Genomic DNA, 25,132 nt, shown 5'->3' with positions numbered 1-25,132 from the left:
GACCAACGGCAGGGCGGCGCGCCGGTTTCCCTATTCGCTCCGATACTTGGCGAACCAGGCGAGCACGGCGGCGCCCTTGGCGGCCTGCTGGCTCGGGCTCATCGTCAGATCGCTGTGGCTCGCGCCGGGGGTCACCACCAGCGCGGTGTCGACGCCGAGCACCTTGAGCGCGCCGTAGAACTGTTCGGCCTCGCTGCGCGGGGTGCGGTAGTCCTCCTCGCCCACCAGCAGCAGTGTCGGGGTGGTGATGTTGGCCGCATTGACCAGCGGCGATCGGCGCCAGTAATCCTCGGGCCGCTCCCACGGCTGGCCCTTCATCCAGTATTTGCCGAAGAAGGCGTAGCCGTCGCTCATCAGCGCCATGCTGGTCCAGTTGATGACCGGCTTGTAGGCGGCCGCGGCGGCAAAGCGGTTGGTCTTGCCGACCACCCAGGCGGTCAGGATGCCACCGCCCGACCCGCCGGTGACGAAGAGATTGTCCGGGTCGGCATAGCCCGCGGCAACCGCCGCATCGACCGCGGCCATCAGCTCGTCGTGGTTGGAGATGGGGTAATTGCCCTCGATCCGGTCGGCGAAGGCCTGGCCGTAGCCGGTCGATCCGCCCGGATTGGTATAGAGCGTCGCATAACCGGCCGAGGCGTAGATCTGGTAGTCGGTCGAGAAGCTCGGACCGTAGGAGGAATAGGGGCCGCCGTGGATCTCCAGGATCATCGGCAGCGGCGCGCCCTCGCGCCAGTCGGCGGGGAGGACGATCCAGCTCGGTATCCTTGTCCCGTCCGGCGCGGTGACACGTAGCTCGCGGACCTGCGCAAGGCGTTTGCCCGCCAGCTTCAGATCGTTGAGCCGGGTCAGCCGGGTCGCGCGGCCGCCGCGCAGCACCGAGACGTCCGAGGGGCGGCTGGTGCTGCCACTGGTATAGGCGAGCACTCCGCCATCGGAGACGCTCCATTGTCCGCCGGCATAGGGGCGGGTGTAATAGGTATCGACCAGCTCGGCAGCGAGCGGGCTGACACTGCCGCTCGTCGCGACTTTCGCCACCTTGTATAGGCCAGCTTCCTCATAGCCGGCGAAGAGCCCGGCATCGGTCCATTCGAGCGCCGTGATGTCGCGGTCGAGGCCCTGCGCGATGCGGCGCTTGTTCGTGCCGTCGCGGTCCATGAGGTAGAGTTCGTTCTGGCGATAGGCCATCGCGGTATCGTCGAAGCCGAGATAGGCGATGGTCCGCCCGTCGGGCGAGACCTGCGCGCCGAAATCGGGCCCGTCGCGGTTCGTGAGTTCGGTGATCGCGCCCGAGGCGAGATCGATCGCGTAGATTTCGCTGTCGAGTGCGCTGAGCTCCCAATCCTCGTCGCGATTGCCGCTGATGAGGATGCTGCGCCCGTCGGGGGTCCATTCGAGATCGCCCCCATTGTTGCGATCGCCGAAGGTCAGCTGGCGCGGCGCCCCGCCTACCGCATCGACGATGAAGATCTGGGTGAAGCCCGGCTTGAGGTAGCCCGCGCCGTCATAGCGATAGGTCACCCGGTCGATGACCTTGGGGCCGGGCTTCCATTCGGCGCCCTCGGGCGGGGTCAGCGGCGTACCCAGCGTCGTGCCTTCGCCCGCGACATCGGCCGAGTAGGCGATGCGCGTGCCGTCGGGCGACCAGGCGAGTGATTGCGGGGCATCGGGCAGGGCGGTGATGTTCGCGCTCTGCCCGCTTGCCATCCAGCGGACGTGCAATTGGGGGCCGCCGCCGCCCTGGGTCGAGACATAGGCGAGGCGGTCGCCGCCGGGTGACCAGCGCGGGCTGTTGTGCGAGCCTTCGCCGGTGACCAGCGGGGTTTCGGCGCCGCTCGCGACATCGATCATCCAGATCGAGGAGACCGCCGCATCGGTCATGATATCGTTGGTCCGCCGGACATAGGCGATCCGCTTGCCGTCGGGGCTGATCTGCGGGTCGGCCGCGACGGTCAGACCGAACAGGTCCCGCGCGGTAAAGGCGGGATCGGGTGCGTCCTGAGCCATAGCCGGCGCGGCGAATGCCAGGCCCAGCGCGAAACATGCGGCGTATTTCATGTGAAGAACCTCCCCTGCAGGCACAGGGGAGGTTCAATCACACGCAGGGCTGTTTGGCCAGTCCCGGCCGGAGAGGCTCAGTCCTGCCCATTGCTTTCACTCGCATCGGGCGCGGGCTTTTTCTTCGGCGCGGCCTTCTTCTTCGCGGTGGGCTTCTTGCGCTTGGGACCGCCGGAGGGCGGGGCCGGCGTCAGTTCGAAGCTCGGCTTGTCGTCCTTCATCGTCACCGAGACCTCGCCGCCATCGGAGAGCTTGCCGAACAGCAGTTCCTCGGCCAGCGGCTGCTTGATCTTCTCCTGGATCAGGCGGCCCATCGGACGTGCGCCATAGAGGCGGTCGTAGCCCTTGTCGGCGAGCCAGGCGCGGCTTTCCTTGTCGAACTGGATGTCGACATTCTGTTCGGCCAGCTGGAGTTCGAGCTGGAGAATGAATTTGTCGACCACGCGCGCCACGGTGTCCTTGCCGAGATAGCCGAAGGGCACCACAGCATCGAGGCGGTTGCGGAATTCTGGAGTGAACATCCGCTTCACCGCTTCCTCGCTGGCGTCCTCCTTGCTCACGTCGCCGAAGCCGATACCCTGGCGCGTCATGTCGGCGGCGCCGGCATTGGTCGTCATGATCAGCACGACGTTGCGGAAATCGACCGTCTTGCCGTGGTGGTCGGTCAAGCGGCCGTTATCCATCACCTGCAGCAGGATGTTGAACAGGTCTGGATGCGCCTTCTCGATCTCGTCGAGCAGCAGCACGCAATGCGGGTTCTGGTCGACCGCATCGGTCAGCAGCCCGCCCTGGTCGTAACCGACATAGCCCGGAGGCGCGCCGATCAGGCGGCTGACGCTGTGCCGCTCCATATATTCGGACATGTCGAAACGCTTCAATTCGATGCCCATGATGCTGGCGAGCTGGCGCGCGACCTCGGTCTTGCCGACGCCGGTCGGGCCGCTGAACAGGAACGAGCCGATCGGCTTGTCCGGATCGCGCAGGCCTGCGCGGCTGAGCTTCATCGCCGTCGACAGCTTCTTCACCGCGGCGTCCTGGCCGAAGACCACATGCTTCAAGTCGCGTTCGAGATTCTCGAGCGCCTTCTTGTCGTCCTTGCTGACCGATTTGGGCGGGATCCGCGCCATCGTCGCGATGACCGCCTCGATCTCCTTGGCGGTGATCTTCTTCTTGCGGCGGCTGGGCGGGACCAGCATTTGCATCGCGCCGACCTCGTCGATCACGTCGATCGCCTTGTCGGGCAGCTTACGGTCGTTGATGTAGCGTGCCGAGAGCTCGACCGCGGTCTTGAGCGCGTCGACCGTATAGGTGACCTTGTGGTGGTCCTGGAACGCGGTCTTGAGTCCCTTGAGGATCTTGATCGTGTCCTCGATCGTCGGCTCGTTCACGTCGATCTTCTGGAACCGGCGCAGCAGCGCGCGATCCTTCTCGAAATGGTTGCGGAATTCCTTGTAGGTGGTCGAGCCGATGCAGCGGATCGCGCCGCTCGACAGCGCCGGCTTCAACAGGTTCGAAGCGTCCATCGCCCCGCCGCTGGTCGCGCCGGCGCCGATCACCGTGTGGATCTCGTCGATGAACAGGATCGCCTCGGGCATGCCTTCGAGCTCGTTGACGACCTGCTTGAGCCGTTCCTCGAAATCACCGCGATAGCGCGTGCCCGCGAGCAGCGCGCCCATGTCGAGCGAATAGATCACCGCGTCCTGCAGCACTTCGGGCACTTCGCCCTCGACGATCTTGCGCGCAAGGCCTTCGGCGATGGCGGTCTTGCCGACACCCGGATCGCCGACATAGAGCGGGTTGTTCTTGCTCCGGCGGCAGAGGATCTGGATCGTCCGGTCGACCTCGGGACCGCGGCCGATCAGCGGGTCGATCCGCCCGTCTTCGGCCTTCTGGTTGAGATTGACCGTGAACTGGTCGAGCGCGGTTTCCTTCTTGCCCTTCTCGGCAAGCTTTTCCTCGCCCTGCGTCTCGGCTTCTTCGGCGCCTTGCGGTGACCGGCTCTCGATCTGCTTGCCGCCCTTGCCGATGCCGTGGCTGATGAAGCTCACCGCATCGAGCCGGCTCATGTCCTGCTGCTGGAGGAAATAGACCGCGTAGCTGTCGCGTTCGGAAAACAGCGCGACCAGCACGTTGGCGCCGGTCACGGTATCCTTGCCGGAGGACTGGACATGCAGGATCGCGCGCTGGATCACGCGCTGGAACCCCGCGGTCGGCTGCGGGTCGGCGCTGTCGTCCGATTGCAGCGACTGGTATTCCTGCTCGAGATACTGCTTCACCACCGCGGTCAGTTCGGTCAGGTCGACGCCGCAGGCGTTGAGCACCTGCGCCGCATCCTCGTCGTCGATCAGCGCCAACAGCAGATGCTCGAGCGTCGCATATTCGTGCCGACGCTCGCCCGCATCGCTGAGGGCGGCGTGGAGGGTCTTCTCGAGATTGGCGGCGAAGCTGGGCATGCAGGGGTCTTTCTCAAACAGACTCGCGCGGGGCGAACAGGGGACAGACTATGGGCCGAAGGTTAGCCAATGCTGTATCTACGCTAGATAGGGATACGCAGGGTGGATTTTCAGCCCCCCGCCGCACCAACTATTCCTTTCGTCCAAACAAGGCCTCGGCCGCATCGCGCTGTGCGGCGGCCATCAGCCGGTGCTTTTCCACCCGCGCGATCTCGGTTTCGAGCAGGGCGATGCGCACCTCGAGTTCGTCCTGCGAATAGGGGCCGAGGTCCTCGGTAGCGAGCAGGCTCGCGGCATCGCCTCGCGGGCGCGGACGGGCTTCGTCATCCATCGCCGACAATGTCGCAATTCTGGGCGGTTGCTGTCAACGGGGCTGCGGGTTATTGCACCGCCTTCGTGGCCATGCCGCCACGGCGGACGGACGATGGGGACGGGCGTGGCAGCAGATTTGCCTGAGACGATGACGGCGGTGGGGTTCGAGAAACCGGGTGGGCCTGAAGTGCTCTGCCCGCAGGAGATGCCGCTGCCGATGCCCGGTACCAACCAGGTGCTCATCCGCGTCGCCTATGCCGGGATCAACCGGCCCGACGTGATCCAGCGGCAGGGCTTCTACCCGCCGCCGCCGGGCGCTTCGCCGATCCCTGGCCTCGAGGTCTCGGGCATGGTGGTGGCGATCGGCGAGGGTGCGGCGCCCGAAATGCTCAACCGCCGGGTCTGCGCGCTGGTCTCGGGCGGTGGGTATGCCGAATACTGCCTCGCCCATGCGGCGCATTGCCTCACGCTTCCCGAGACCATGCCGCTCGACGTCGCGGCGGCGATTCCCGAAACCCTGTTCACCGTGTGGCACAATGTGTTCGAACGCGGCTGGGCGCGCGAGGGCGACCGGCTGCTGGTCCATGGCGGCACGAGCGGGATCGGAACCATGGCGATCCAGCTTGCCAAGGCCTTCGATCTCACGGTGATCGCGACTGCAGGCAGCGAGGACAAATGCCAGGCGATCCGCGATCTCGGCGCCGATCTCGCGATCAACTACAAGACGCAGGATTTCGTCGAGGAGGTGAAGGCCTTCACCGGCGGTGAGGGCGTCGACATCGTGCTCGACATGGTCTCGGGCGATTACGTCGCGCGCAATATCGAATGTCTCGCCGACGACGGCCGCCATGTCACGATCGCCGTGCTCGGGGGGCTCAAGGCCGAGATCAACATGGCGACCGTGATGCGCAAGCGGCTGGCTCTGACCGGCTCGACGCTGCGCCCGCGCTCGGACGAGTTCAAGGCGCTGCTGGCCGACGAGATCTACAATTACGCCTGGCCGCTGTTCAGCGACGGCACCATCGCCCCGGTGATGGACCGGACCTTCGCGCTCGCCGATGCGGCGGCGGCGCATGCGCGAATGGAAGGCGGCGAACACATCGGCAAGATCGTGCTCGAGGTCGCGGGTGGCTGACCCGATCCTCCACGAGGATCCGCGCAGCGGCAATTGCTACAAGATCAAGCTGACCGCCGCGCTGCTCGGCATCGGCATCGAGGCGAGCCAGTACGATATCCTCGCGGGCGAGACGCGGACGCCCGAATTCCTCGCTACGGTCAATGCCAACGGGCGCATCCCCGTGCTGCAGATCGGCGAGCGGTTCCTGCCAGAGAGCAATGCCGCCTGCTGGTATCTCGCCGAGGGCAGCGCGCTGGTGCCGCGCGACCGCTTCGACCGGGCGGACATGCTGCGCTGGATGTTCTTCGAGCAATACAGTCACGAACCCAATATCGCGACGCTGCGGTTCTGGCTGCGCTTCGTCGGCGAGGCCAATCTCTCGCCGCAGCAGAAGGGGCAGATGATGGCCAAGCGCATCGCCGGCTGCGAGGCGCTGGCGCTGATGGATCGCCACCTCGCTTCGCGCGAATGGTTCGTCGGCGACGGGGTCACGCTCGCCGACATCGCGCTCTTCGCCTATACCCATGTGGCGGAGGAAGGCGGCTTCGGCCTCGACGACTATCCCGCGGTGGGAGCCTGGCTCTCCCGCCTGCGCAGCCTGCCCCGGTTCGTGGCGATGGACTGACGCGCAAGTGACGCAATGTCGCCGTTTCGCAACGGCAATGTGAATCCCCTGTAACAATCATGCGCCATGGAAGACCCGACATTGAACGGGGGTCGGCCCATGAACGATTTGCCCAGACATTTCGATGCCGCTCACAAAGTGGCCAGTTTCCCTTCGATCAAGCCGAGCGTGCCCGAGCGCGTGATCGGCGAGCGGCGGCGATTCCGCACCATCTGGATCAGCGACGTGCATCTCGGCACCAAGGGCTGCAACCACGAGTTGCTGATCGACTTCCTCGACCACACCGACAGCGAGACCATGTATCTCGTCGGCGACATCATCGACGGCTGGCGGCTGAAGAAGAAGTTCTACTGGCCCGCCGAACACAACGACATCGTCTGGCGCATCCTCAAACGCGCCAGGCGCGGCACGCGGATCGTCTACATCCCGGGCAATCACGACGAGATGGTGCGGCCCTTCGCGGGGATGAATTTCGGCGGCGTCGAGATCATGCGCGCGGCATTCCACGAGACCGCCGACGGGCGGCGGCTGATGGTGCTGCACGGCGACGAATTCGACACCATCATGCTGGCGCACCGCTGGCTCGCCTTCGTCGGCGACGCGCTCTACCATGTGATGATGAAGCTCAACAATTGGGTGGCACGCGTGCGCACTGCACTCGGCCTGCCCTATTGGTCGCTGTCCAAGGCCGCCAAGCACAAGGTCAAAAACGCGGTCGAGTTCATCTCCAAATACGAGGAGGTGGTGGCCCGCGCGGCGGGCGAGCGCGGCGTCGACGGCGTCGTCTGCGGCCATATCCACACCGCCGAATTCCGCAGCTTCAGCTACGACGGGAAAGAGGTCGAATACTGGAACGACGGTGACTGGGTCGAGGGCTGCAACGCGCTGGTCGAGCATTTCGACGGCACGATGGAAATCCTCAACTGGCCCGAGGAAGTCGCACGGCGCGAGATCCGCTGTAATGACGTCATGGCGACAGTGCCGGAGGCCGCGTGAACAGAGGGCCGCAACGGATTGCCATAGTCACCGATGCCTGGCTGCCGCAGATGAACGGCGTGGTGCGCACGCTGACCACGACCTGCGACCAGTTGCGCGCGCAGGGGCACGAGGTGCTGGTGATCTCGCCCGACCAGTTCGCCTCGCTGCCGTGCCCGACCTATCCCGAGATCCGTCTCGCGCTGGCGGGTCCGGGCAAGGTCGCGCGACGGCTGCGCGACTTCTCTCCTGAAGCGATCCACATCGCCACCGAAGGGCCGCTGGGGATGACCGCGCGGCGCTATTGCGCCAAGCACGCGATCCATTTCACGACCGCCTATCACACGCAGTTTCCCGACTATCTCGCGCAGCGTTCGCACCTGCCCGCCGAATGGTTCTGGCGCTACATCCGCTGGTTCCATCGCCCGGCGCAGCGCGTGCTTGTCGCCACCGAGAGCATCAGCGAAGAATTGCGCGCGCACGGGCTCACGCGGATCCACCGCTGGAGCCGTGGCGTCGATCTGTCTTGCTTCACCCCCGACGCGCCGCCACCGCCCGAATTCGCCGAGCTGCCGCGCCCGATCCAGCTCTATGTCGGGCGTGTCGCGGTCGAAAAGAACATCGAGGCCTTTCTCGAGGGCAAATACCCCGGCAGCAAGGTCGTCGTGGGTGACGGCCCCGCGCTCGCGGCGCTCCAGGCGAAATTCCCCGACGCGCACTTCCTCGGTCGCCGCTCGGGGCGCGAGCTGGCGAGCTGCTACGCCGGGGCCGACGTCTTCGTCTTTCCCAGCCGCACCGATACCTTCGGCCTCGTGATGATCGAAGCGCTCGCCTGCGGGACGCCCGTCGCGGCGTACCCGGTGGCCGGCCCGCGCGATATCGTGACCGACGAGGTAGGGGCGCTGTGTGAGGACCTCCACCGTGCGATCGACGTCGCGCTGATGTGCGACCCCGCGGCATGCGTTGCCTATGCGGAGGGTTTCACATGGGCGGCCGCGACCGGCCAGTTCCTCAGCGGTCTGGCCGCATTCGACGCGGATGTGCTTCCCGAAGCCTGAGGCTTTCGCTTGCCGAATCCCGCGATCCCGCCTACATCGGCAGGATAACGGCCGTCCCGCGAGGGGCGGCCCTTCTATTTTCGGATACGAGAAAAGGCATTTCCATGGCCGACCAACCCAAACCGCTGATGCCGCATGCGACCGCTACCTGGCTGGTCGACAACACCGGCCTGTCGTTCGAGCAGATTGCCGAATTCTGCGGTCTTCATATCCTCGAAGTCCAGGCGATGGCCGACGATCTCGCGGGCAGCAAATATACCGGTCGCGACCCGGTGCATTCGGGCGAACTGACGCAGGCGGAAATCGAGAAGGGCCAGGCCGATCCCGACTATCGGCTCAAGATGCAGCGCGCGCCGGTCGCGGTCAGCCGCACCAAGGGGCCGCGCTACACGCCGGTATCGAAGCGCCAGGACAAGCCCGACGGCATCGCATGGATCCTGCGCAACCACCCGGAAATCTCCGATGCCCAGATCGGCAAGCTGATCGGCACCACGCGCAACACGATCACCGCGATCCGCGAGCGCAGCCACTGGAACATCCAGAACATCCAGCCCAAGGACCCGGTCACGCTGGGCCTGTGTTCGCAGCGCGAACTCGACGCGGTGGTCGCCAAGGCCGCCAAGAACCTGCCGGTGAGCGAAGAGGGCGAGGACGCCCCGGTCGCCGCCAGCGGCACCAGCGATCGCGAGAAGCTGATCGAGGAACTGCGCGCCGAGCGCGACGCCAATGAAAAGGCCGCCGCCGAAGCCGCGCAGGAGGCCGAAGCCGCTGCCTGGCTCGAAGCGAAGCGCGCCGCCGAAGAAGCCGGCGAAACCGGGGCGACCGACGAAGCCTGAGCGGTTCGCAGGACGACGCAATTCGGGGCGGGGGAAGCGCGGGCTTCTCCCGCCTTTTTGCTTGCGTTTCAGCGATAAAGGGCCAAGTCTACTGACATGGATGTAAGCAGGCTGCCGAACCACCACCCGGTGCCGTGGGACACCAACTTCGACGCGATGGCGCTGGGCGACATGCTCGCACGGACCGCTGGCCGGACCCCCGACGCGCCGCTGCTGCAGTTTCTCGGGCGGACCTATACCTACGCCGAGATGCTGCGCGATGCGCAGGCCTTCGCCCGTGCGCTCGTCGCACGAGGGATAGCGCCGGGCGACCGCGTCGGCCTGTTCCTGCCCAACGTGCCGAGCTACGTTGCGGCCTATTACGGGGCGATGATGGCGGGCGCCGTAGTCGTCAATTTCTCGCCGCTTTATTCGGTCGAGGAACTCGCGCACCAGGTTGCAGATTCGGGCACCCGGCTGCTCGTCACCGTCGACGTTCCCGCGCTCTATGCGACCGCCGAGAAGGTTCTGCACGGCTCGGCGCTGGAAACGCTGGTCGTCAGCTCGCTGTCGCAGATGCTGCCGAAGGTAAAGGGCCTCGCCCTCCGGCTGTTCAAGCGCAGCCAGGTCGCCAGGGTCGGCTACGGCGCGGATACGCTGCGATGGGACGCGCTGCTCGAGGAGGGCGCGCGCGCAGGCGAGACCTTGCCGGCTGTGGACGCGCAATCGCTCGCGCTTTTGCAATATACCGGTGGCACCACGGGCACGCCCAAGGGTGCCATGCTCACCCATGCGAACCTATCGATAAACGCGCAGCAGACCGCCGGGCTCAATCCCTTTGGCGATCCCGCGGGCGAGGTGTTCATGGGTGCGCTGCCCTTCTTCCACGTTTTCGCCAACACCGCCCTGCTCAACCATGCAGTGGTGACGGGGGCGTCGATTGCGATGGTCCCGCGTTTCGAGACGAAGCAGGTGCTGCAGACGATCGAGACATACGGCGCGACCGGCTTTCCCGGTGTACCGACCATGTTCCAGGCGTTGCTCGACCATCCCGATCTCGCGAAGACCGATCTCGCGACGCTCAAGGTGTGCATCTCGGGCGGTGCGCCGCTGCCCGGTCCCCTGCGCGAGAAGTTCGAGGCGGCGACCGGCGTGCGGCTGGTCGAGGGTTACGGCCTGACAGAGAGTTCGGGCGTGGTCTCGGCAAACCCCTACCAGGGCATGCGCAAGCGGGGCACCATTGGCCAGGTCGTGGCGCGGACCGAGGTGCTGCTGCTCGACAAGGAGGACCCGACGGTCATCGTCCCCGATGGCGTTCCGGGCGAGCTCGCGCTCCACGGCCCGCAGATGATGCAGGGCTATTGGAACCGTCCCGAGGCGACCAAGGAGGTCTTCGTCGAGCATCGCGGCAAGCGCTGGCTGCGCACCGGCGATGTCGCCACTCTGGACGAGGACGGCTTTCTCGAGATCGTCGACCGGATCAAGGACATGATCGCGGTCGGCGGCTTCAAGGTCTTCCCGAGCCAGGTCGAGGACGTGCTGCTCAACCATCCGGCAGTGAAGGAAGCGCTCGTGATCGGCCGCCCCGACGCCTATCACGGCGAGATTCCGGTGGCCTATGTCACGCTGAATGCGGAAGGGGCGGCCACCGGCGAGGAACTCAAGACCTGGCTCAACGCCCGCGTCGGCAAGCACGAGCGGGCCGGGGAAGTCGTGATTCGCAGCGAGCTGCCCAAGACGATGATCGGCAAGCTCGACCGCAAGGCGCTGCGCGCCGAGCTGCAGGACTGAAATGCGAAATTCGCGCCGGATCTTATTTCCGGCCCTCAAGAGAAAAGGCCGCCGGCACCAAGGTGCGGGCGGCCTTTCCCATGTCCGGTCGAAACCCGGTCAGCCGGCTACGGTGAGCTCCGGCTTGGCCGCGGCGCTCGCGGCGGCCTTGGGCTTGGCGTCGCGATGGGCGAAGCGGCCTTCGACCTGCGCGCCCTGTTCGATCGTCAGCGCGTCGTAGAACACGTCGCCGGTGATCTTGGCGCTCTTGAGGATGACCAGTTCGCGCGCGGTGATCGAACCCTCGACCGTGCCCGCGAGACGCGCGGTTTCTGCTTTGATCGCGCCCTTGACGGTACTCGTTTCGCCCTGGACGAGGGACGAGCAGGCGATGTCGCCTTCGACGCTGCCGTCGATATGTAGGTCGGCCGAAGCCACGATGTCGCCGGTGATCGAAAGATCCGAACCGAGGACGGAGAAGGTCGAATTGCTCTTGCTGGCCATACGATCGCGTCCCGGATTACTTGGTTGAGGCGAGGTGGGGAGCTCGCCGGATTTCTTCGAGAACATTGGGAGCGGTCTCCAGGAAGGTACGCGGGTTCACCGCGCGATTGTTGATGCGCACTTCGAAATGGAGGTGCGGGCCGGTCGAGCGACCGGTCGAGCCGATCGCGCCGATCGTCTGGCCGGCCTCGACCGACTGACCGACCTTGGCGGCGAATTTCGACATATGCGCGTAGCGGGTCATCAGCCCGTTGCCATGGCTGATCTCGACGACATTGCCGTAGCCCGAGCGACGGCCGACAAAGCTGACGCGGCCCTTGGCGGCGGCGAAGATCGGTGCGCCCACGGGCCCACGGAAGTCGAGACCCTTGTGCATGGCGCCGGCGCCGGTGAAGGGATCGCGGCGATAGCCGTAGCTCGAGGTGACCATTTCGACCTTGGCGGGGGCGACCTGCGGCACGCCGGCGAGCCCGCGTTCGAGCGCATCCATCCGTGCGATCGACAGGCCGAGGCGCTCGAAGCGCGGATCGATACCGCCGTCGGCATCGGTGCTCAGCTTTTCGAGCGGACCACCCATCGCGCTGCGGTCGGCATTGCGGATCATGCTGTCGGGGTTGAGGCCGAGCTTCTTGAGCGCGGCGGAGGCGCGCTGCGAGCGCCAGTCGGCATAGCGGGTCAGGCCTTCGACGAAGGCGAGCTGGCGAGCCTCGATCTTGGCGAGGGTCGCGGCTTCGGGAATCGCGAGGCTCACCTTGTCGACGGTGGCGGCAGCTTCACCCGAGGAATCGCTGACGTTCTCGATCGACTTCACGTCGTCGGGCATGACATCCATCATGCTCTCGATGAATTCCTGGCGCTTGACGAGATCGGTCGCGACCGCGTCGATATCGTCGCGATAGGCGTTCACGCGCTCGGTCGCCGTGGCGACCTTGGCTTCGCGGTCGAGCAGCGACAGGCGATCCGCCGTCGCGCGATACTGCGTCCAGCCGGCCACCGCCATCGAAAGCGCCCAGACGACGAGAACCGCTACGGCGATCGCCGCAGCGGTTATCTGCACCCGCGAGGAAATGGTGATGAAACGAACCTGGCCTTCGGATCGCATGAAGAACTCGCGATCCGGGAACCAGCTGCGCATACGGCTCCCCCAGCCATTGGCGCCAATGTGATTGCTCAAAACGACCCGTCCCTTATGGTCTTAACGTCCCGGGGCGTTGCGCTAACAAAGGTTGCTTGTGAAATCGAATCTCGGTTCCCGCAGAATCCATGAGTCGAAGGATCGACGGGACGAGTCGTTTCAAAATCGGATAATTTTTGAATCCACTCGGGAACTGGAGATTAAGTCGTGGTTTTATAATAGCTTGCGTTTCCTTGCGCGGGTGCCTTTCAAGCCATTGTATAAAAACGACAAATTCCCGGAATGTGCGGTTCGATGAGGCGGGGGCCGCGAATCGGTCTGCTCGGCGGCAGTTTCAATCCGGCGCATGGCGGGCATCGACGGATCTCGCTCTTCGCTCTGCGCGCGCTCGAACTCGACGAAATCTGGTGGCTCGTCTCGCCCGGCAACCCGCTCAAGCCCCGCCAGGGCATGGCGCCGCTGGCCGCGCGGGTGCGCTCGGCGATGGAGCAGGCGCGGCGCGCCCCGATCCGGGTCACCGCGATCGAGCGCGAGCTGGGGACGCGCTACACGGTGGACACGCTCGCCTTGCTCCAGCGCCGCTATCCCAAGCGGGAGTTCGTCTGGCTCATGGGTGCGGACAATCTCGCCCAGTTGCACCGCTGGAGGGACTGGCGGGGAATTGCGCGCAGTATGCCGATTGCGGTGATCGCGCGGCCCGGCTATGATGGTGCTGCCGTCGCGAGCCCCGCGATGGCCTGGCTGAGGCGCTTTTCGGTGCCGCTGTCCAGTTTCGTGAACAGGGGCGAATGGAGCGCACCGGCACTGGTGACATTGCGTTTTGATCCAGATGAAAGATCGGCCACGGCCATTCGCCGCGCCGATCCCGACTGGGCCTTACGCTACGCCGGACCGCCTCCGAGGGACCAGCTGACGCATCGATCGATCTCGTCGGGGGAGGAAACCACCGCGCCATGATGCGCGTTGGTCCTCGCATGGTCCAAGCCTCTCAATCCAGGAGTATCGAATCCGCCTATGACGCAGGCGCAAACCAGCCCGGCCGCTGCCGGGACCGCTTCGGCCCAGGTGATCACCTTGGCTGACGCAAGCACAGACCCGCTGCTCACGCTCGTGCTGCAGCAACTCGACGACGACCAGGCGCAGGAGGTCGTGACCATCGATCTCGAGGGCAAGAGCTCGATCGCCGACCACATGGTGATCGCCTCGGGCCGCTCGACCCGCCAGGTCGCCGCCATGGCGCAGAAACTCGCCGAGAAGATCAAGCAGGCCGGCTTCGGTCCGGTGAAGCTCGAAGGGCTTCCGGCCGCCGACTGGGTGCTGCTCGACGCGGGCGACGTGGTCGTCCACCTGTTCCGCCCCGAAGTGCGCAGCTTCTACAATCTCGAGCGCATGTGGGCGTTTGGCGACGCGCCGCCGGTGGCCGGTCGGGCGTAACGGTTTCTCGCAGCCGCCCATGTGGCTGCGTCTTCGCTGATCGCGCAGCACTGCTGCGCATGCTGCGGGTGGGCATCGCGCCGCCTCGTCTGCAGTTCGCAAAGGATTTCCGATTCTCCTCCACGTCATCGCTCGCGGAAAGATCGCCCGCTCGCCCGAGGCTGATCTGGTCGCGCGCTATGAGAAGCGCCTGACCTGGCCGGTGAAATTCACCGAGCTGCCGGAGACGGGAGGGCGCATTCCCGAACCGCAAATGCCCTGCAAGACCGTCTTGCTCGACGAGCGTGGCAAGGATCTGTCGTCCGAGAAACTCGCCGAAATCCTCTGCCGGTGGCGCGACGACGGGATGCGCGAATGCCGCTTCGTGCTCGGCGCCGCCGATGGCCATTCGCAAGAGGAGCGCGCCGAAGCCGACCTGCTGCTCGCCTTCGGCAAGGCCACCTGGCCGCACCTGCTCGCCCGCGCCATGCTCGCCGAGCAGCTCTATCGCGCGACGACGATAATCGCCGGCCACCCCTATCATCGCAGCGGCTGATCGGGCAGGAATGCGGGCATGAACCGTAGCCGCGCCGCTATCGCCGGACTGGTCGCCGCAGCCCTGCTCGGCCTGCCCGCGCTCGCGCAGGTTCCGGCTGGATTCGACACGCCCGAGGATGCGCGCGATGCCCTCGCTGTCGCCCGCCAGCAGCAGCGCAATGCCCGCGCGCGCGGTGAACGGCTCGAACAAGAGGCGGCCCGGTCGCGCGAAACGGCGACCAAGGCGAAGGCCGCCGCCGCTGCGCTGGCGGCGCGCGTCCAGCAGGCCGAGGCGGGTATCGCGGCGGCCGAGGCGCAACTCGCGTTGACCAATCGCGAGCGTCGCGCACTGGCCAGCAAGCTGGCCGAACGGCGCAAGCCCTTGGTCCGCCTGACTGGCGCGCTCCAGGCGATGTCGCGGCGCCCGCTGGCGCTCTCGGCACTGCAGCCGGGCAGCCTGCGCGACCTCGTCTATACTCGCGCCGTGCTCGACAGCACGATCCCGCTGGTGCGCCAGCGCACCGCGGCGTTGCGCAGCGACCTCGACCGGGCGAGGTCGCTCGAGGTCGCTGCGCGCGAGGCGCTCGCCGATCGCCGCGACAACGAGGTGGCGCTCCGTCAGCGCCGCAGCCAGCTGGTCGCGCTCGCCGAACAGGAACGGCTCAAGGCGAAGCAGGCCGCTGGCGGCGCCGATCGCGAGGCTGAGCGCGCGCTGGTGCTCTCCGAAGAGGCCCGCGACCTCGACCAGCTGGTCGGCCGGCTCGAGGCGGCGGGCGCGCTGCGCGAACGGCTGGCGGCGCTGCCGGGACCGCTGCCGCGCCCGGCCGATCCGACCGCGGCGCGCCTGTCCGCAGCGCCGCAGCCCATGCCCAGCGCCACCGAACCACCCGCGCGCTACCAGCTGCCGGTGGCGGGCGCGATCACCGCCGGTTTCGGCGAGGCGGAGGCCAGCGGTCTGCGCCAGGCAGGAATCGCGCTCGCGGCACGCCCGCGCGCGCAGATCGTCGCGCCGGGAGCGGGGCGGATAGCCTTTGCCGGGCCCTATCGCGGCTATGGCCGGATCGTGATCGTCGAACACGCGCATGGCTGGACGAGCCTCGTCACCGGGCTCGCCACGCTCGACGTCGCGGTCGGCCAGCAGGTCACCGCGGGATCGCCGCTCGGCCTCGCGCCCGCGCAGCGCGGCGAGGTGACGCTCGAACTCAGGCAGGGTGGCGAGCCGGTCAATCCGCTCGACCATCTGCGTTAGGCACCGGTCGAAAAGAGTTTCCCGCACCGCAATTCCCATGCTCATCTGGCATTAACCGCTCGCAGGCGATAGATTGCGCCCGCGCAAAGGAGAGTTCTCGCCCATGAAGTTCGCCGCCCTGGCCCGTTCGGCCGCCCTTGTGACCGCGGTCGCGCTGATCCCCGCAACGACGGCGGGTCTTGCCCAGGTGGATGGCCGGGCCGGACCCGAATTCGCCAAGGTGCTCGCGGTCTACCAGCGGATCAAGGCGAGCTATGTCGAGCCGGTCGAGGACGATGTGCTGATGCGCGGGATGATCGACGGCATGCTCGCCGCGCTCGATCCGCACTCCGGCTATCTCGACGGCAGCGACCTCCAGCGCCTAGAAACGATGATCGACGGCAATTATTCGGGCCTTGGCCTTTCGGTCGTGGCCGAGGACGGTGCGGTCAAGGTGATTTCGCCCTTCCGCGGCAGCCCGGCCGACAAGGCGGGCATCAAGGCGGGCGACTTCATCACCCATCTCGACGGCAAGTTGATCGTCAACCAGACGCTCGACGAATCGGTTGCGCAGATGCGCGGGCGCGAAGGCACTTCGATCCAGCTGACCATCTTCCGTCCGGGTCGCGACGAGCCTTTCGACGTCAAGGTAACCCGTGGCGTGATCGAGCTCGAGCCGGTCACCTGGGAGCTCGAAGACGGCAATATCGGCCACATCATGATCAACGAATTCTCGCGCGACGTCGGCAGCGACGTCTTCTCGGCGTGGGAAGACCTCAAGAGCAAGGCCACCGGTCGCCTCAACGGCCTGGTGCTCGACCTGCGTTCGAATCCGGGCGGCTCGCTCGACGAGGCGGTTGCGCTCTCCGACCTGTTCCTCACCGACGGCCGCATCGTCTCGCAGCGCGGCCGCGCGCGGGGCGAAAACATCGCCTACGACGCCGAGACGGTGTTCCGCGGCGATATCGCCGAAGGGCTGCCGATCGTGGTGCTGATCGACGCCGGCTCCGCCTCGGCATCGGAAATCGTCGCCGGTGCGCTGCAGGACCATCGCCGCGCGGTGGTTATGGGCGAACGCAGCTTCGGCAAGGGCAGCGTCCAGTCGCTCCTGCCGCTCGGCCGCGATGCCGCGCTCAAGCTGACCACGGCGCGCTATTACACGCCTTCGGGCCACTCGGTGCAGGAAGGCGGGATCAAGCCCGACATCGCGGTGCCGCAGCTCTCCGATCCCGACCTCGCCAAGCGTTCGCGCTTCCTGATGCGCGAATCGGACCTGCGCGGGCATCTGATCAACGAGGCCGGTCTCGACGACGATGCGGTCGAGAAGGATTCGCGCGAGGATCCGCGCTTCCAGCAGACGGCCGACGAGCTCAAGGAGAAGGGAATCGAGGATTTCCAACTCCATTATGCGCTCGAGACGCTGCGCCGGACGAGCCCCAAGAGCATTGCCGCTCGCGCGAAATAGGCTAGATCGCGGGGCATGAGCCTTTCGCAGTCCGCCCGCTTCGCCCGTCTCCTTGCGTTCGTCGTGCCCGCCGTCCTGCTCGGTGGTGCCTATGTCTCGCAATATGGCTTCGGCCTCTATCCCTGCGAGATGTGCTGGTGGCAGCGCTGGCCGCATTTCGTCGCGCTGGGCCTGGCGATGCTCGCCTTCGCCGTACCGCCGCCGCGGGTCTGGACCGCACTCGCCGCGCTGGCAATCCTTACCTCGGGGGCGATCGGCCTGTTCCACGCCGGGGTCGAATACGGCTGGTGGCCGGGTATTACCTCCTGCGCAGCGATCGCATCGACGGGCGGCGGCAATGCGCTCGACAATATCATGAACACCCCGCTGGTGCGTTGCGACGAGCCGGCCTGGACGCTGCTGGGGATCAGCCTGGCTGGCTTCAATTTCCTGATTTCGACAACCGCCGGTCTGGCCATCCTGTCTCTTCTGGTGAAAGATCGGCGCGCATGACCCAGCTTCCCGATCACCTCGCCCGCATGATCCGTGTCGACCAGGCCGGTGAGTTCGGCGCGACGCGCATCTACGCCGGGCAACTCGCGGTGATGGGCGATCGCGGCCCGCATTCGGCCGAGATCGCCGGCATGGCGGAGCAGGAGGCGGGGCACCGGGCGAAGTTCGACGCGCTGATGGCGCGGCGCGGTGTCCGGCCCACCGCGCTCCAGCCATTCTGGGACCGCGCCGGCTTCGCCCTGGGCGCCGCCACCGCGCTGATCGGCCCAGAGGCGGCGATGGCCTGCACCGCGGCGATCGAGACCGAGATCGACGAGCATTATTCGCGCCAGCTCGACCAGCTCCACGAGAGCGGTGAGGATCCCGAGCTGGCGGCGATGATCGAGGAGTTCCGCGATGACGAGCGCGAGCATCGCGACGCCGCGCTGGCCGCGGGGGCGGAGCGCGCGCCGGCCTATCCGCTGCTGTCGGGGCTGATCCGTCTTGGCTGCCGCGCCGCGATCCGCATTTCGGAGCGCGTGTGAGCGGAACCGCGGCCAGCCGCAGATGCTTCATTGACAGTTCACCCGTGCGGGCGCTCAATGCCCGCCGCCCCATTCGCCAAGAGGACGCACGATGACCAAACCGCTGATTGCCCTGGCCGGCCTGGCTCTCACCCTGCCTGTTTCCGCGCAGGCGCAGGACACCGCCGATGCGGGCGACGACAGCTACAACATGATCATCGTCTATGGTGACGACGAATGTCCGCAAAGCACACCCGAACAGATCGTGGTCTGCGCGCGAAAGGGAGAAGCCGAACGCTATCGCATTCCGGAAACCCTGCGCTTCTCGGAGAGCCCGGAGAACCAGTCCTGGGCCGAACGGGTCGAGAGCTTCGAGATGGTCGGCGATTTCGGCACCATGTCCTGCTCCCCCACTGGCGCTGGCGGTTTCACCGGCTGTACGCAGGAAATGATCAACGCCGCCTATGCCGACAAGGCGAACAATGCCGGGGTGCGCTTCGGCGAGATCATCGCCGCCGAGCGCGCCAAGCGCCTTTCGACGATCGACGAGGATGCTGCGGCCGAGCAGGAACGCGTGGAAATGATCGAGCGCGAATACATGGAACGCCTCGAGCGTGAGCGCGCGGGCGAGACCCCCGGCGCGGAATCGCTGCCGCAACCCGAAACCGCCAGCGATCCCGAGTAGTCTATCGCCGCTTAACCATTTGCGGTTACTAGGCCGGACATGAGTTCGCGCCGGAAAATCCTCACCGTATTCGGGACACGACCCGAAGCGATCAAGCTGTTTCCGCTGGTGCATGCGCTAGCGGGCGACGAACGGTTCGAGAGCCGCGTGTGCATTTCGGCGCAGCATCGCGAGATGCTCGACCAGGTTCTCGCCATCGCGGGCGTGGTCCCCGACCATGATCTCGACCTGATGACTCCGGGGCAGACGCTCGACGCGCTGACCGCCCGCGCGCTGGTCGAGATCGGCAAGGTGCTCGACGCCGAGCGGCCCGACTGGGTGGTGGTGCAGGGCGATACAACCACAGTGATGGCGGGTGCGATCGCGGCCTATTACCGCCAGATTCCCGTCTGCCATGTCGAAGCGGGCCTGCGCAGCGGCGATATCCACCATCCCTGGCCCGAGGAAGTGAACCGCCGCGTCGTCGGCAGCTTCGCGGCGCTCCATTGCGCGCCGACCGAGACCGCGCGCGACGCGCTGCTGCGCGAAAATGTCGATCCGGCCACGGTTCACGTCACCGGCAACACGGTGATCGATGCGCTCCACTGGGTGACCCAGCGGGTCGGGCAGGACCCGGGCCTGGCCTCGGGACTCGCCGATCTCGAGCGCCGGTTTGCCGGCAAGCGGATCATCGGGATGACCAGCCACCGGCGCGAGAATTTCGGCGAAGGCATGCAGAATATCGCCAATGCGGTTAGGGAAATTGCATCCCGTCCTGACGTTGCGGTTATTTTTCCGGTCCATCTCAACCCCAATGTGCGGGCCGTGATGAACGGGCAGCTCGCGGGGCTCGACAACGTCGCGCTGATCGAGCCGCTCGACTACCCGCATTTCGCGCGCCTGCTCGACATCAGCCATCTCATGCTCACCGACAGCGGCGGGGTGCAGGAAGAGGCGCCGGCGCTGGGCAAGCCTGTCCTCGTCATGCGCGAGACCACCGAGCGGCCCGAGGGTATCGAGGCGGGCACGGCGAAACTGGTCGGCACCGATGCCGCGTCGATCGTCCGCGAGACCACTCGCCTGCTCGACGACGAGGCCGCCTATGCGGCGATGGCGCGGGCGCATAATCCCTTCGGCGACGGCCGTGCGGCCGCGCGGATCGCGGAACTCCTTGCCCACGCCTAGCCAGTCATCGCGACCGCAACGAAGCAATCCAGCCCCGCACCGTGTGGATTGCCGCGTCGCCTGCGGCTCCTCGCAACGATCTCGGAAGGATTGACCCTCCATTACTGTAAAATTTACCGACAGGCGCTAGACCCTCGCGCAAAGGATCAGGGAAAGACATTTCATGCGTGGTGACACCAAGCCCGACGTCTGCGTCATCGGCCTCGGCTATATCGGCCTGCCCACCGCCGCGATCATCGCGCGCGCGGGCTGCCCGGTGCATGGCGTCGACGTGACCCAGAGCGTGGTCGACACGATCAACCGCGGCGAGATCCATATCGAGGAGGTCGATCTCGACGGGCTGGTCCAGGCGGTTGTCCAGCGCGGCCTGCTCAAGGCCTCGACCGAGATTGCGCCCGCCGACGTCTTCGTCATCGCCGTGCCGACGCCCTTCGCCAAGGACGGCAACCACACGCCGGACACCTCCTATGTCATGGCCGCCGCCGAGAAGGTCGCCACAGTTCTGAAAAAGGGCGACACGGTGATCCTCGAATCGACCTCGCCCGTCGGCACGACCGAGGCGATGCGCGACGCGATCGCGGCCAAGCGCCCCGATCTCGCCATGCCGGGCCTTTGCGACGGCCAGCCCGACGTCAGCCTCGCCTATTGCCCCGAGCGCGTGCTGCCCGGGAAGATCCTCGAGGAACTGACGCATAACGACCGCTCGATCGGGGGCATCACCCCGCGCTGCGCGCGCAAGGCGCTCGCCTTCTACAAGCGCTTCGTGAAGGGCGAGTGCGTCACCACCGATGCGCGAAGCGCCGAAATGACCAAGCTGGTCGAAAACGCCTTCCGCGACGTCAACATCGCTTTCGCCAACGAGTTGTCGATGATCGCCGACAGGCAGGGGCTCGACGTGTGGGAGGTGATCCGCCTCGCCAACCGCCACCCGCGCGTCAACATCCTCACTCCGGGGCCCGGCGTCGGCGGTCATTGCATCGCGGTCGACCCGTGGTTCATCGTCCACGGCGCGCCCGAGGAGGCGAAGATCATCCGCCAAGCGCGCGAGACCAACGATGCCAAGATGCACCACGTCCTCGCCCGCGCGAAGGCGCTGGTCGAAGCCAATCCGGGCGCCAAAATCGCCTGTCTCGGCCTCGCCTTCAAGGCCAATATCGACGACTTCCGCGAGTCGCCCGCCCGCTACGTCGCCGCCAGTCTCGCGCGCGAATTCGGCGAGCGCGTGCAGGTGGTCGAGCCCTATGCGGGCGAACTGCCGAGGGAATTCGACGGCACCGGCGCCGAGCTGGTCGATATCGACGCCGCGCTCGAGGAATCGGGCGTGCTGATCACGCTGGTCGACCACGATGTCTTCAAGGTCATCCCGCCCGAAGAGCGGCAGGGCAAGGCGGTCTACGACACGCGCGGCATCTGGCCCGACGTCGCCTGAGGCGCGTCACATTCCCGGGTAGCGTTCGAACTCGGGCAGTGCGTCGAGACCGGCCATGTAGGGCAGCCGCTCGGCCGTCTGGATCTGCGCGCCGGGCGCATGGTCTGGAGCATCGTCGAGCGTGGCGGACTGGATGTCGACGATACCCGGCAGGGCCGTCTCGTTGATGAAGTAGAGCCCCGTGCCGCAGGTTCCGCAGAAGTGGCGCCAGGAATCGCCCGACGAATTGTAGGCGACCGCCTCACCCCTGGTGACCCGGAAATTCTCGGCCTTGTAGGCCATCCACGCCGTCGCCGGAGCGCCAGACGAGGCGCGGCAATCGGCGCAATGGCACAGCGCATGGTGCGCCACTTCGCCTTCGACTTCATAGCGCACCGCGCGGCACTGGCATCCACCGCTCAACATCGCTGTCTCCTCTCAATTCGAGAGGAACATAATGCGAACGAAGAATTCAGACAAGCCCGATATCCGGGGCGTCTTCCTGCTTCATCCCGACCACGTGGTAGCCGGCATCGACATGGTGCGTCTCGCCGGTCACGCCCGAGGACAGGTCGGAGAGGAAGTAGAGACCTGAACCGCCGACATCGTCGATCGTCACGTTGCGGCGCAGCGGCGAGTTCAGCTCGTTCCACTTGAGGATATAGCGGAAGTCGCCGATGCCGCTGGCGGCCAGCGTCTTGATCGGCCCGGCGCTGATCGCGTTGACGCGGATGTTCTGCGGGCCGAGGTCGTTGGCGAGGTATTTCACGCTGGTCTCGAGCGCCGCCTTGGCCACGCCCATGACGTTGTAATGCGGTATGACTTTCTCGGCGCCGTAATAGGTCAGCGTCAGGATCGAGCCGCCATCGGGCATCATCGCCGCTGCGCGCTGCGATACGGCGACCAGCGAATAGGCCGAGATATTCATCGTCATCAGGAAGTTGTCGAGGCTGGTGTCGACATATTTCCCGCGAAGCTCGTTCTTGTCCGAAAAGCCGATCGCATGGACGACGAAATCGATCGTCTCCCAGCGCGCCTTGAGCGCGTCGAAGGCGCTGTCGAGCGCGGCCATGTCCGACACGTCGCATTCGATGAGGAAATCGCTGCCGAGCTGTTCGGCGAGCGGGCCGACGCGCTTCTTCAGCGCGTCGCCCTGATAGGAGAAGGCCAGTTCGGCGCCATGGTCGCGCAATTGCCTGGCGATCCCCCAGGCCAGCGACTTGTCGTTGGCGAGCCCCATGATCAGCCCGCGCTTACCTGCCATCAATCCGCTCATTGGGCGTGCTCCTCTTCTTCCATCTCGCGGGCCAGCGCGGCCCTGCGGCTTTCGTCGGTTTCCTCGATCATTTCCTCTTCGGGCGTTTCCGCGAGCGCCGCATTCAGTTCCGCGCCGATAACCACGCCGAGCCCGACAAGCCAGAAAAAGAACAAGGCGATCATCACCCCGGCGAGCGCGCCATAAGTGAGATCATAGGCGAAGAAATTGCGCAGCACCGCCGGCATGATCGTGGTCACCGAAATCCACCACAGCGTGGTCAGGAGCACGCCGGGCCACTTGGGATAGCGCTTGCGGCGGTATTTCGACGGGGTCAGCGAATAGAACAGCAGATAGAGCGAGCCGAACAGGCCCAGCGCCGGGACGATGCGCGACAGCCGCAGGTCCATGACCCGGTCGACCAGCTGCGGGTAGTAGGCCTGGATCAATTCCTGCGCCGTCCCGATCAGGAATTGCGCGATCAGGCTGACGAGCAGCAGGAACACCGCCGCGAGGATCACCCCCGAGGAGAACAGGCGGTATTTCCAGAAGGCGTGCGTCGAGTGCGTGCCATAGGCGCGCCGCAAGATGTCGCGAATCGTCTCGACCAGGCTGCCGACGGTCCACAGCCCGACGATCGCGCCGACCCACAGCAGCCAGCCGCTGCGCGCTTCGATGACGTCGCGCGCAACCGGTTCGATGACATCGCGGACCATCGGCGGCAGGGCATAGAGCACGGCATTGATCATCGCCGCACGCTCGGCCGCCTCACCGAAAGCGGAAAAGATTGCCGCGCCGAGGATGAAAAAGGGGAAGATCGCCAGCATCGAGAGATAGGCGAGATTGCCGGCGTGGATAAAGCCGTCGTTATAGGTGCCGACCAGAGTGCGCTTGGCCACTTCCCAGGCGCGGGTCCCCGGGCCGACGCGCCTCTCGAGGCGTTCGCGCAGGTCGCGCGCTTCCCTGCGGCGCTGTTCGGGCGAGAGCGAGTGGATCTCGCGCTCGGGAAGGTCCGAAAAGGGTTCCGGCGACAAGCTTTAGACCCCGAGCCCTGCCCGCGGGTCGCTCTCATCCTTCCATCCTTCGAGCCGTTTCGCCAGCTCGCCGAGGTCGCCCGGAAGCTGGATCTCGAGCGTGACCAGCTGGTCGCCGCGGGTGCCGTTCTTGCGCGTGAAACCCTTGCCCTTGAGCCGCAGCACGGTGCCGCCGTTGGTTCCGGGCTTGATGGTCATCATCACCGGGCCATCGACCGTGGGCACACGCACCTTGCCGCCGTTGACCGCCTCGTCGAGCGTGATCGGCAGATCGAGGCGCACGTCGTCGCCCTCGCGCTTGTAGGCCTTGTGCTTGTCGATCGCGATGGTGACGAGGCCGTCGCCCGCACCGCCGGGGCCGTGCTGGCCCTTGCCCTTGAGCCGCATCTGCGTGCCGTCCTCGACACCCTTGGGCAGCTTGAGGTCGATCGTCTTGCCGTCGGCGAGCGTGATGCGCTGGTCTTTCAGCGTCGCGGCATCGATGAAGGGTACGCGCAGCTTGTAGGCGATGTCGGCGCCCTTCTGCGGCTGGCGGCGTTGCTGCCCACCGCCGAAGGGGCTGCCGCCGCCACGCCCGCCGCGTCCGCCGAACAGGCCTTCGAAAATGTCGCCGAGATCGACGTCTTCGGTGCCGAAGCCCTGAAAATCCTCGGCGCGGAAGCCGCGCTGGCCGCCGCCGTTGGGGCGGAAGCCGCCGCCCATGCCCGCAAAGGGATTGGCGGGGTTGCCGTCGGCGTCGATCTCGCCGCGGTCGAAGCGGGCGCGCTTGTCCTTGTCCGACAGCAAGTCGTAGGCATTGGTGACCTGGCTGAAGCGCTCGGCCGCCTTGGGATTGTCCTTGTTGCGATCGGGGTGCAGCTCCTTGGCGAGTTTGCGATAGGCGCTCTTGATATCCTGTTCGGATGCGCCGCGGGCGATGCCAAGGGTGGTATAGGGGTCGGCCATGGTGTGTTAGCTAGTTGCGACGCCTCGAGCATGCAAGCAGATGCGGTTTCCTATGCGGCGCAATGGGGATAGGGGATGGTTCATGGACGCCGTTTCTCTCCTTCTTGCACCGGCTACCGGGCAAAAACGGATCGTAGCGCATTTTGCTCCTGAACCGTGTTCCAACTGTTCCAGTCTGTAG

Annotated in this window: 25 protein-coding genes; 16 read left to right on the top strand and 9 right to left on the bottom strand. The window is 66.1% G+C overall.

Going from position 1 to position 25,132, the window contains the following annotated elements; translation table 11 throughout:
• Positions 1-30: 30 nt before the first annotated feature.
• The 3 genes from K3181_RS07185 to K3181_RS07175 form a co-directional block, all read right to left on the bottom strand.
• Positions 31-2,058, bottom strand: coding sequence for an alpha/beta hydrolase family protein (locus K3181_RS07185; RefSeq protein WP_221602274.1), 2,028 nt, complete (start codon positions 2,056-2,058; stop codon positions 31-33).
• A gap of 77 nt (positions 2,059-2,135) precedes the next feature.
• A complete protein-coding gene (gene clpA, locus K3181_RS07180; protein ID WP_221602255.1) occupies positions 2,136-4,511 on the bottom strand; it encodes an ATP-dependent Clp protease ATP-binding subunit ClpA in 2,376 nt (791 codons plus the stop codon).
• Between the two features lie 130 nt (positions 4,512-4,641).
• Positions 4,642-4,842: a DUF1192 family protein gene (locus K3181_RS07175; RefSeq protein ID WP_221602253.1), complete on the bottom strand. Its 201-nt coding sequence runs from the start codon at positions 4,840-4,842 to the stop codon at positions 4,642-4,644.
• 105 nt (positions 4,843-4,947) lie between these two features.
• On the opposite strand from K3181_RS07175, the gene K3181_RS07170 reads away from it, so the two are divergent.
• The 6 genes from K3181_RS07170 to K3181_RS07145 all read left to right on the top strand — a co-directional run bounded on the left by K3181_RS07170 (position 4,948) and on the right by K3181_RS07145 (position 11,204).
• A complete protein-coding gene (locus K3181_RS07170; RefSeq protein ID WP_345725458.1) occupies positions 4,948-5,958 on the top strand; it encodes an NAD(P)H-quinone oxidoreductase in 1,011 nt (336 codons plus the stop codon).
• A complete protein-coding gene (locus tag K3181_RS07165) occupies positions 5,951-6,565 on the top strand; it encodes a glutathione S-transferase family protein (RefSeq protein ID WP_221602251.1) in 615 nt (204 codons plus the stop codon). The genes K3181_RS07170 and K3181_RS07165 overlap by 8 nt, the downstream gene beginning before the upstream one ends.
• Before the next feature lie 99 nt (positions 6,566-6,664).
• Positions 6,665-7,561, top strand: a complete 897-nt coding sequence (locus K3181_RS07160; RefSeq protein ID WP_221602249.1) for a UDP-2,3-diacylglucosamine diphosphatase — start codon at positions 6,665-6,667, stop codon at positions 7,559-7,561.
• A 50-nt stretch (positions 7,562-7,611) separates the two neighbouring features.
• Positions 7,612-8,598 (top strand): glycosyltransferase family 4 protein, encoded by a 987-nt coding sequence (locus K3181_RS07155; RefSeq protein WP_221602866.1) that lies wholly within the window; start codon positions 7,612-7,614, stop codon positions 8,596-8,598.
• A gap of 104 nt (positions 8,599-8,702) precedes the next feature.
• On the top strand, positions 8,703-9,434 hold the full coding sequence (locus K3181_RS07150; RefSeq protein ID WP_221602247.1) for a DUF1013 domain-containing protein: 732 nt from the start codon (positions 8,703-8,705) through the stop codon (positions 9,432-9,434).
• A 96-nt stretch (positions 9,435-9,530) separates the two neighbouring features.
• A complete protein-coding gene (locus tag K3181_RS07145) occupies positions 9,531-11,204 on the top strand; it encodes a long-chain-fatty-acid--CoA ligase (RefSeq protein WP_221602246.1) in 1,674 nt (557 codons plus the stop codon).
• A 99-nt stretch (positions 11,205-11,303) separates the two neighbouring features.
• Here K3181_RS07145 and K3181_RS07140 read toward each other — a convergent pair whose 3' ends face one another.
• Both K3181_RS07140 and K3181_RS07135 read right to left on the bottom strand, forming a co-directional pair.
• Positions 11,304-11,687 (bottom strand): bactofilin family protein, encoded by a 384-nt coding sequence (locus tag K3181_RS07140; RefSeq protein ID WP_221602244.1) that lies wholly within the window; start codon positions 11,685-11,687, stop codon positions 11,304-11,306.
• A 16-nt stretch (positions 11,688-11,703) separates the two neighbouring features.
• Complete coding sequence (locus K3181_RS07135) at positions 11,704-12,822, bottom strand: M23 family metallopeptidase (RefSeq protein WP_221602865.1); 1,119 nt, start codon at positions 12,820-12,822, stop codon at positions 11,704-11,706.
• A gap of 294 nt (positions 12,823-13,116) precedes the next feature.
• Between K3181_RS07135 and K3181_RS07130 the strand changes: the two genes are divergently transcribed.
• The 10 genes from K3181_RS07130 (at position 13,117) to wecC (ending at position 21,738) form a co-directional block, all read left to right on the top strand.
• Complete coding sequence (locus K3181_RS07130) at positions 13,117-13,779, top strand: nicotinate-nucleotide adenylyltransferase (RefSeq protein ID WP_345725457.1); 663 nt, start codon at positions 13,117-13,119, stop codon at positions 13,777-13,779.
• A gap of 57 nt (positions 13,780-13,836) precedes the next feature.
• Positions 13,837-14,256, top strand: coding sequence for a ribosome silencing factor (gene rsfS, locus K3181_RS07125; RefSeq protein ID WP_221602232.1), 420 nt, complete (start codon positions 13,837-13,839; stop codon positions 14,254-14,256).
• Positions 14,257-14,368: 112 nt separating this feature from the next.
• Positions 14,369-14,791 (top strand): 23S rRNA (pseudouridine(1915)-N(3))-methyltransferase RlmH, encoded by a 423-nt coding sequence (locus K3181_RS07120; protein ID WP_221602864.1) that lies wholly within the window; start codon positions 14,369-14,371, stop codon positions 14,789-14,791.
• An 18-nt stretch (positions 14,792-14,809) separates the two neighbouring features.
• On the top strand, positions 14,810-16,021 hold the full coding sequence (locus K3181_RS07115) for a murein hydrolase activator EnvC family protein (protein ID WP_221602221.1): 1,212 nt from the start codon (positions 14,810-14,812) through the stop codon (positions 16,019-16,021).
• 103 nt (positions 16,022-16,124) lie between these two features.
• On the top strand, positions 16,125-17,465 hold the full coding sequence (locus K3181_RS07110; RefSeq protein WP_221602219.1) for a S41 family peptidase: 1,341 nt from the start codon (positions 16,125-16,127) through the stop codon (positions 17,463-17,465).
• A 15-nt stretch (positions 17,466-17,480) separates the two neighbouring features.
• The gene (locus tag K3181_RS07105) at positions 17,481-17,957 is read left to right on the top strand and encodes a disulfide bond formation protein B (RefSeq protein ID WP_221602217.1); all 477 of its coding nucleotides are present in this window, start codon (positions 17,481-17,483) and stop codon (positions 17,955-17,957) included.
• Positions 17,954-18,481, top strand: a complete 528-nt coding sequence (locus K3181_RS07100) for a demethoxyubiquinone hydroxylase family protein (RefSeq protein WP_221602215.1) — start codon at positions 17,954-17,956, stop codon at positions 18,479-18,481. The genes K3181_RS07105 and K3181_RS07100 overlap by 4 nt, the downstream gene beginning before the upstream one ends.
• A gap of 91 nt (positions 18,482-18,572) precedes the next feature.
• Positions 18,573-19,145 (top strand): hypothetical protein, encoded by a 573-nt coding sequence (locus K3181_RS07095; protein WP_221602213.1) that lies wholly within the window; start codon positions 18,573-18,575, stop codon positions 19,143-19,145.
• 39 nt (positions 19,146-19,184) lie between these two features.
• The gene (gene wecB / locus K3181_RS07090) at positions 19,185-20,309 is read left to right on the top strand and encodes a non-hydrolyzing UDP-N-acetylglucosamine 2-epimerase (protein ID WP_221602211.1); all 1,125 of its coding nucleotides are present in this window, start codon (positions 19,185-19,187) and stop codon (positions 20,307-20,309) included.
• Between the two features lie 163 nt (positions 20,310-20,472).
• Complete coding sequence (gene wecC / locus K3181_RS07085; RefSeq protein WP_221602209.1) at positions 20,473-21,738, top strand: UDP-N-acetyl-D-mannosamine dehydrogenase; 1,266 nt, start codon at positions 20,473-20,475, stop codon at positions 21,736-21,738.
• Between the two features lie 6 nt (positions 21,739-21,744).
• On the opposite strand, the gene K3181_RS07080 is transcribed toward wecC, so the two are convergent.
• The 4 genes from K3181_RS07080 to K3181_RS07065 are packed head-to-tail and all read right to left on the bottom strand — an operon-like array spanning position 21,745 to position 24,951.
• Positions 21,745-22,143, bottom strand: coding sequence for a GFA family protein (locus K3181_RS07080; RefSeq protein WP_221602207.1), 399 nt, complete (start codon positions 22,141-22,143; stop codon positions 21,745-21,747).
• A gap of 46 nt (positions 22,144-22,189) precedes the next feature.
• On the bottom strand, positions 22,190-22,993 hold the full coding sequence (fabI, locus tag K3181_RS07075; protein ID WP_221602205.1) for an enoyl-ACP reductase FabI: 804 nt from the start codon (positions 22,991-22,993) through the stop codon (positions 22,190-22,192).
• Positions 22,990-24,006 carry a YihY/virulence factor BrkB family protein gene (locus K3181_RS07070; protein WP_247714892.1) on the bottom strand — a complete coding sequence of 339 codons (1,017 nt, stop codon included), beginning with the start codon at positions 24,004-24,006 and terminating at the stop codon, positions 22,990-22,992. The genes fabI and K3181_RS07070 overlap by 4 nt, the downstream gene beginning before the upstream one ends.
• A gap of 3 nt (positions 24,007-24,009) precedes the next feature.
• The gene (locus K3181_RS07065; protein WP_221602203.1) at positions 24,010-24,951 is read right to left on the bottom strand and encodes a DnaJ C-terminal domain-containing protein; all 942 of its coding nucleotides are present in this window, start codon (positions 24,949-24,951) and stop codon (positions 24,010-24,012) included.
• Between the last annotated feature and the right edge of the window lie 181 nt (positions 24,952-25,132).

Source organism: Qipengyuania mesophila, from assembly GCF_019711655.1.
GTDB lineage: Bacteria > Pseudomonadota > Alphaproteobacteria > Sphingomonadales > Sphingomonadaceae > Qipengyuania > Qipengyuania mesophila.
The sequence above is the reverse complement of the archived record's forward strand: the minus strand, read 5'-3'. Positions and strand labels throughout refer to the sequence as shown.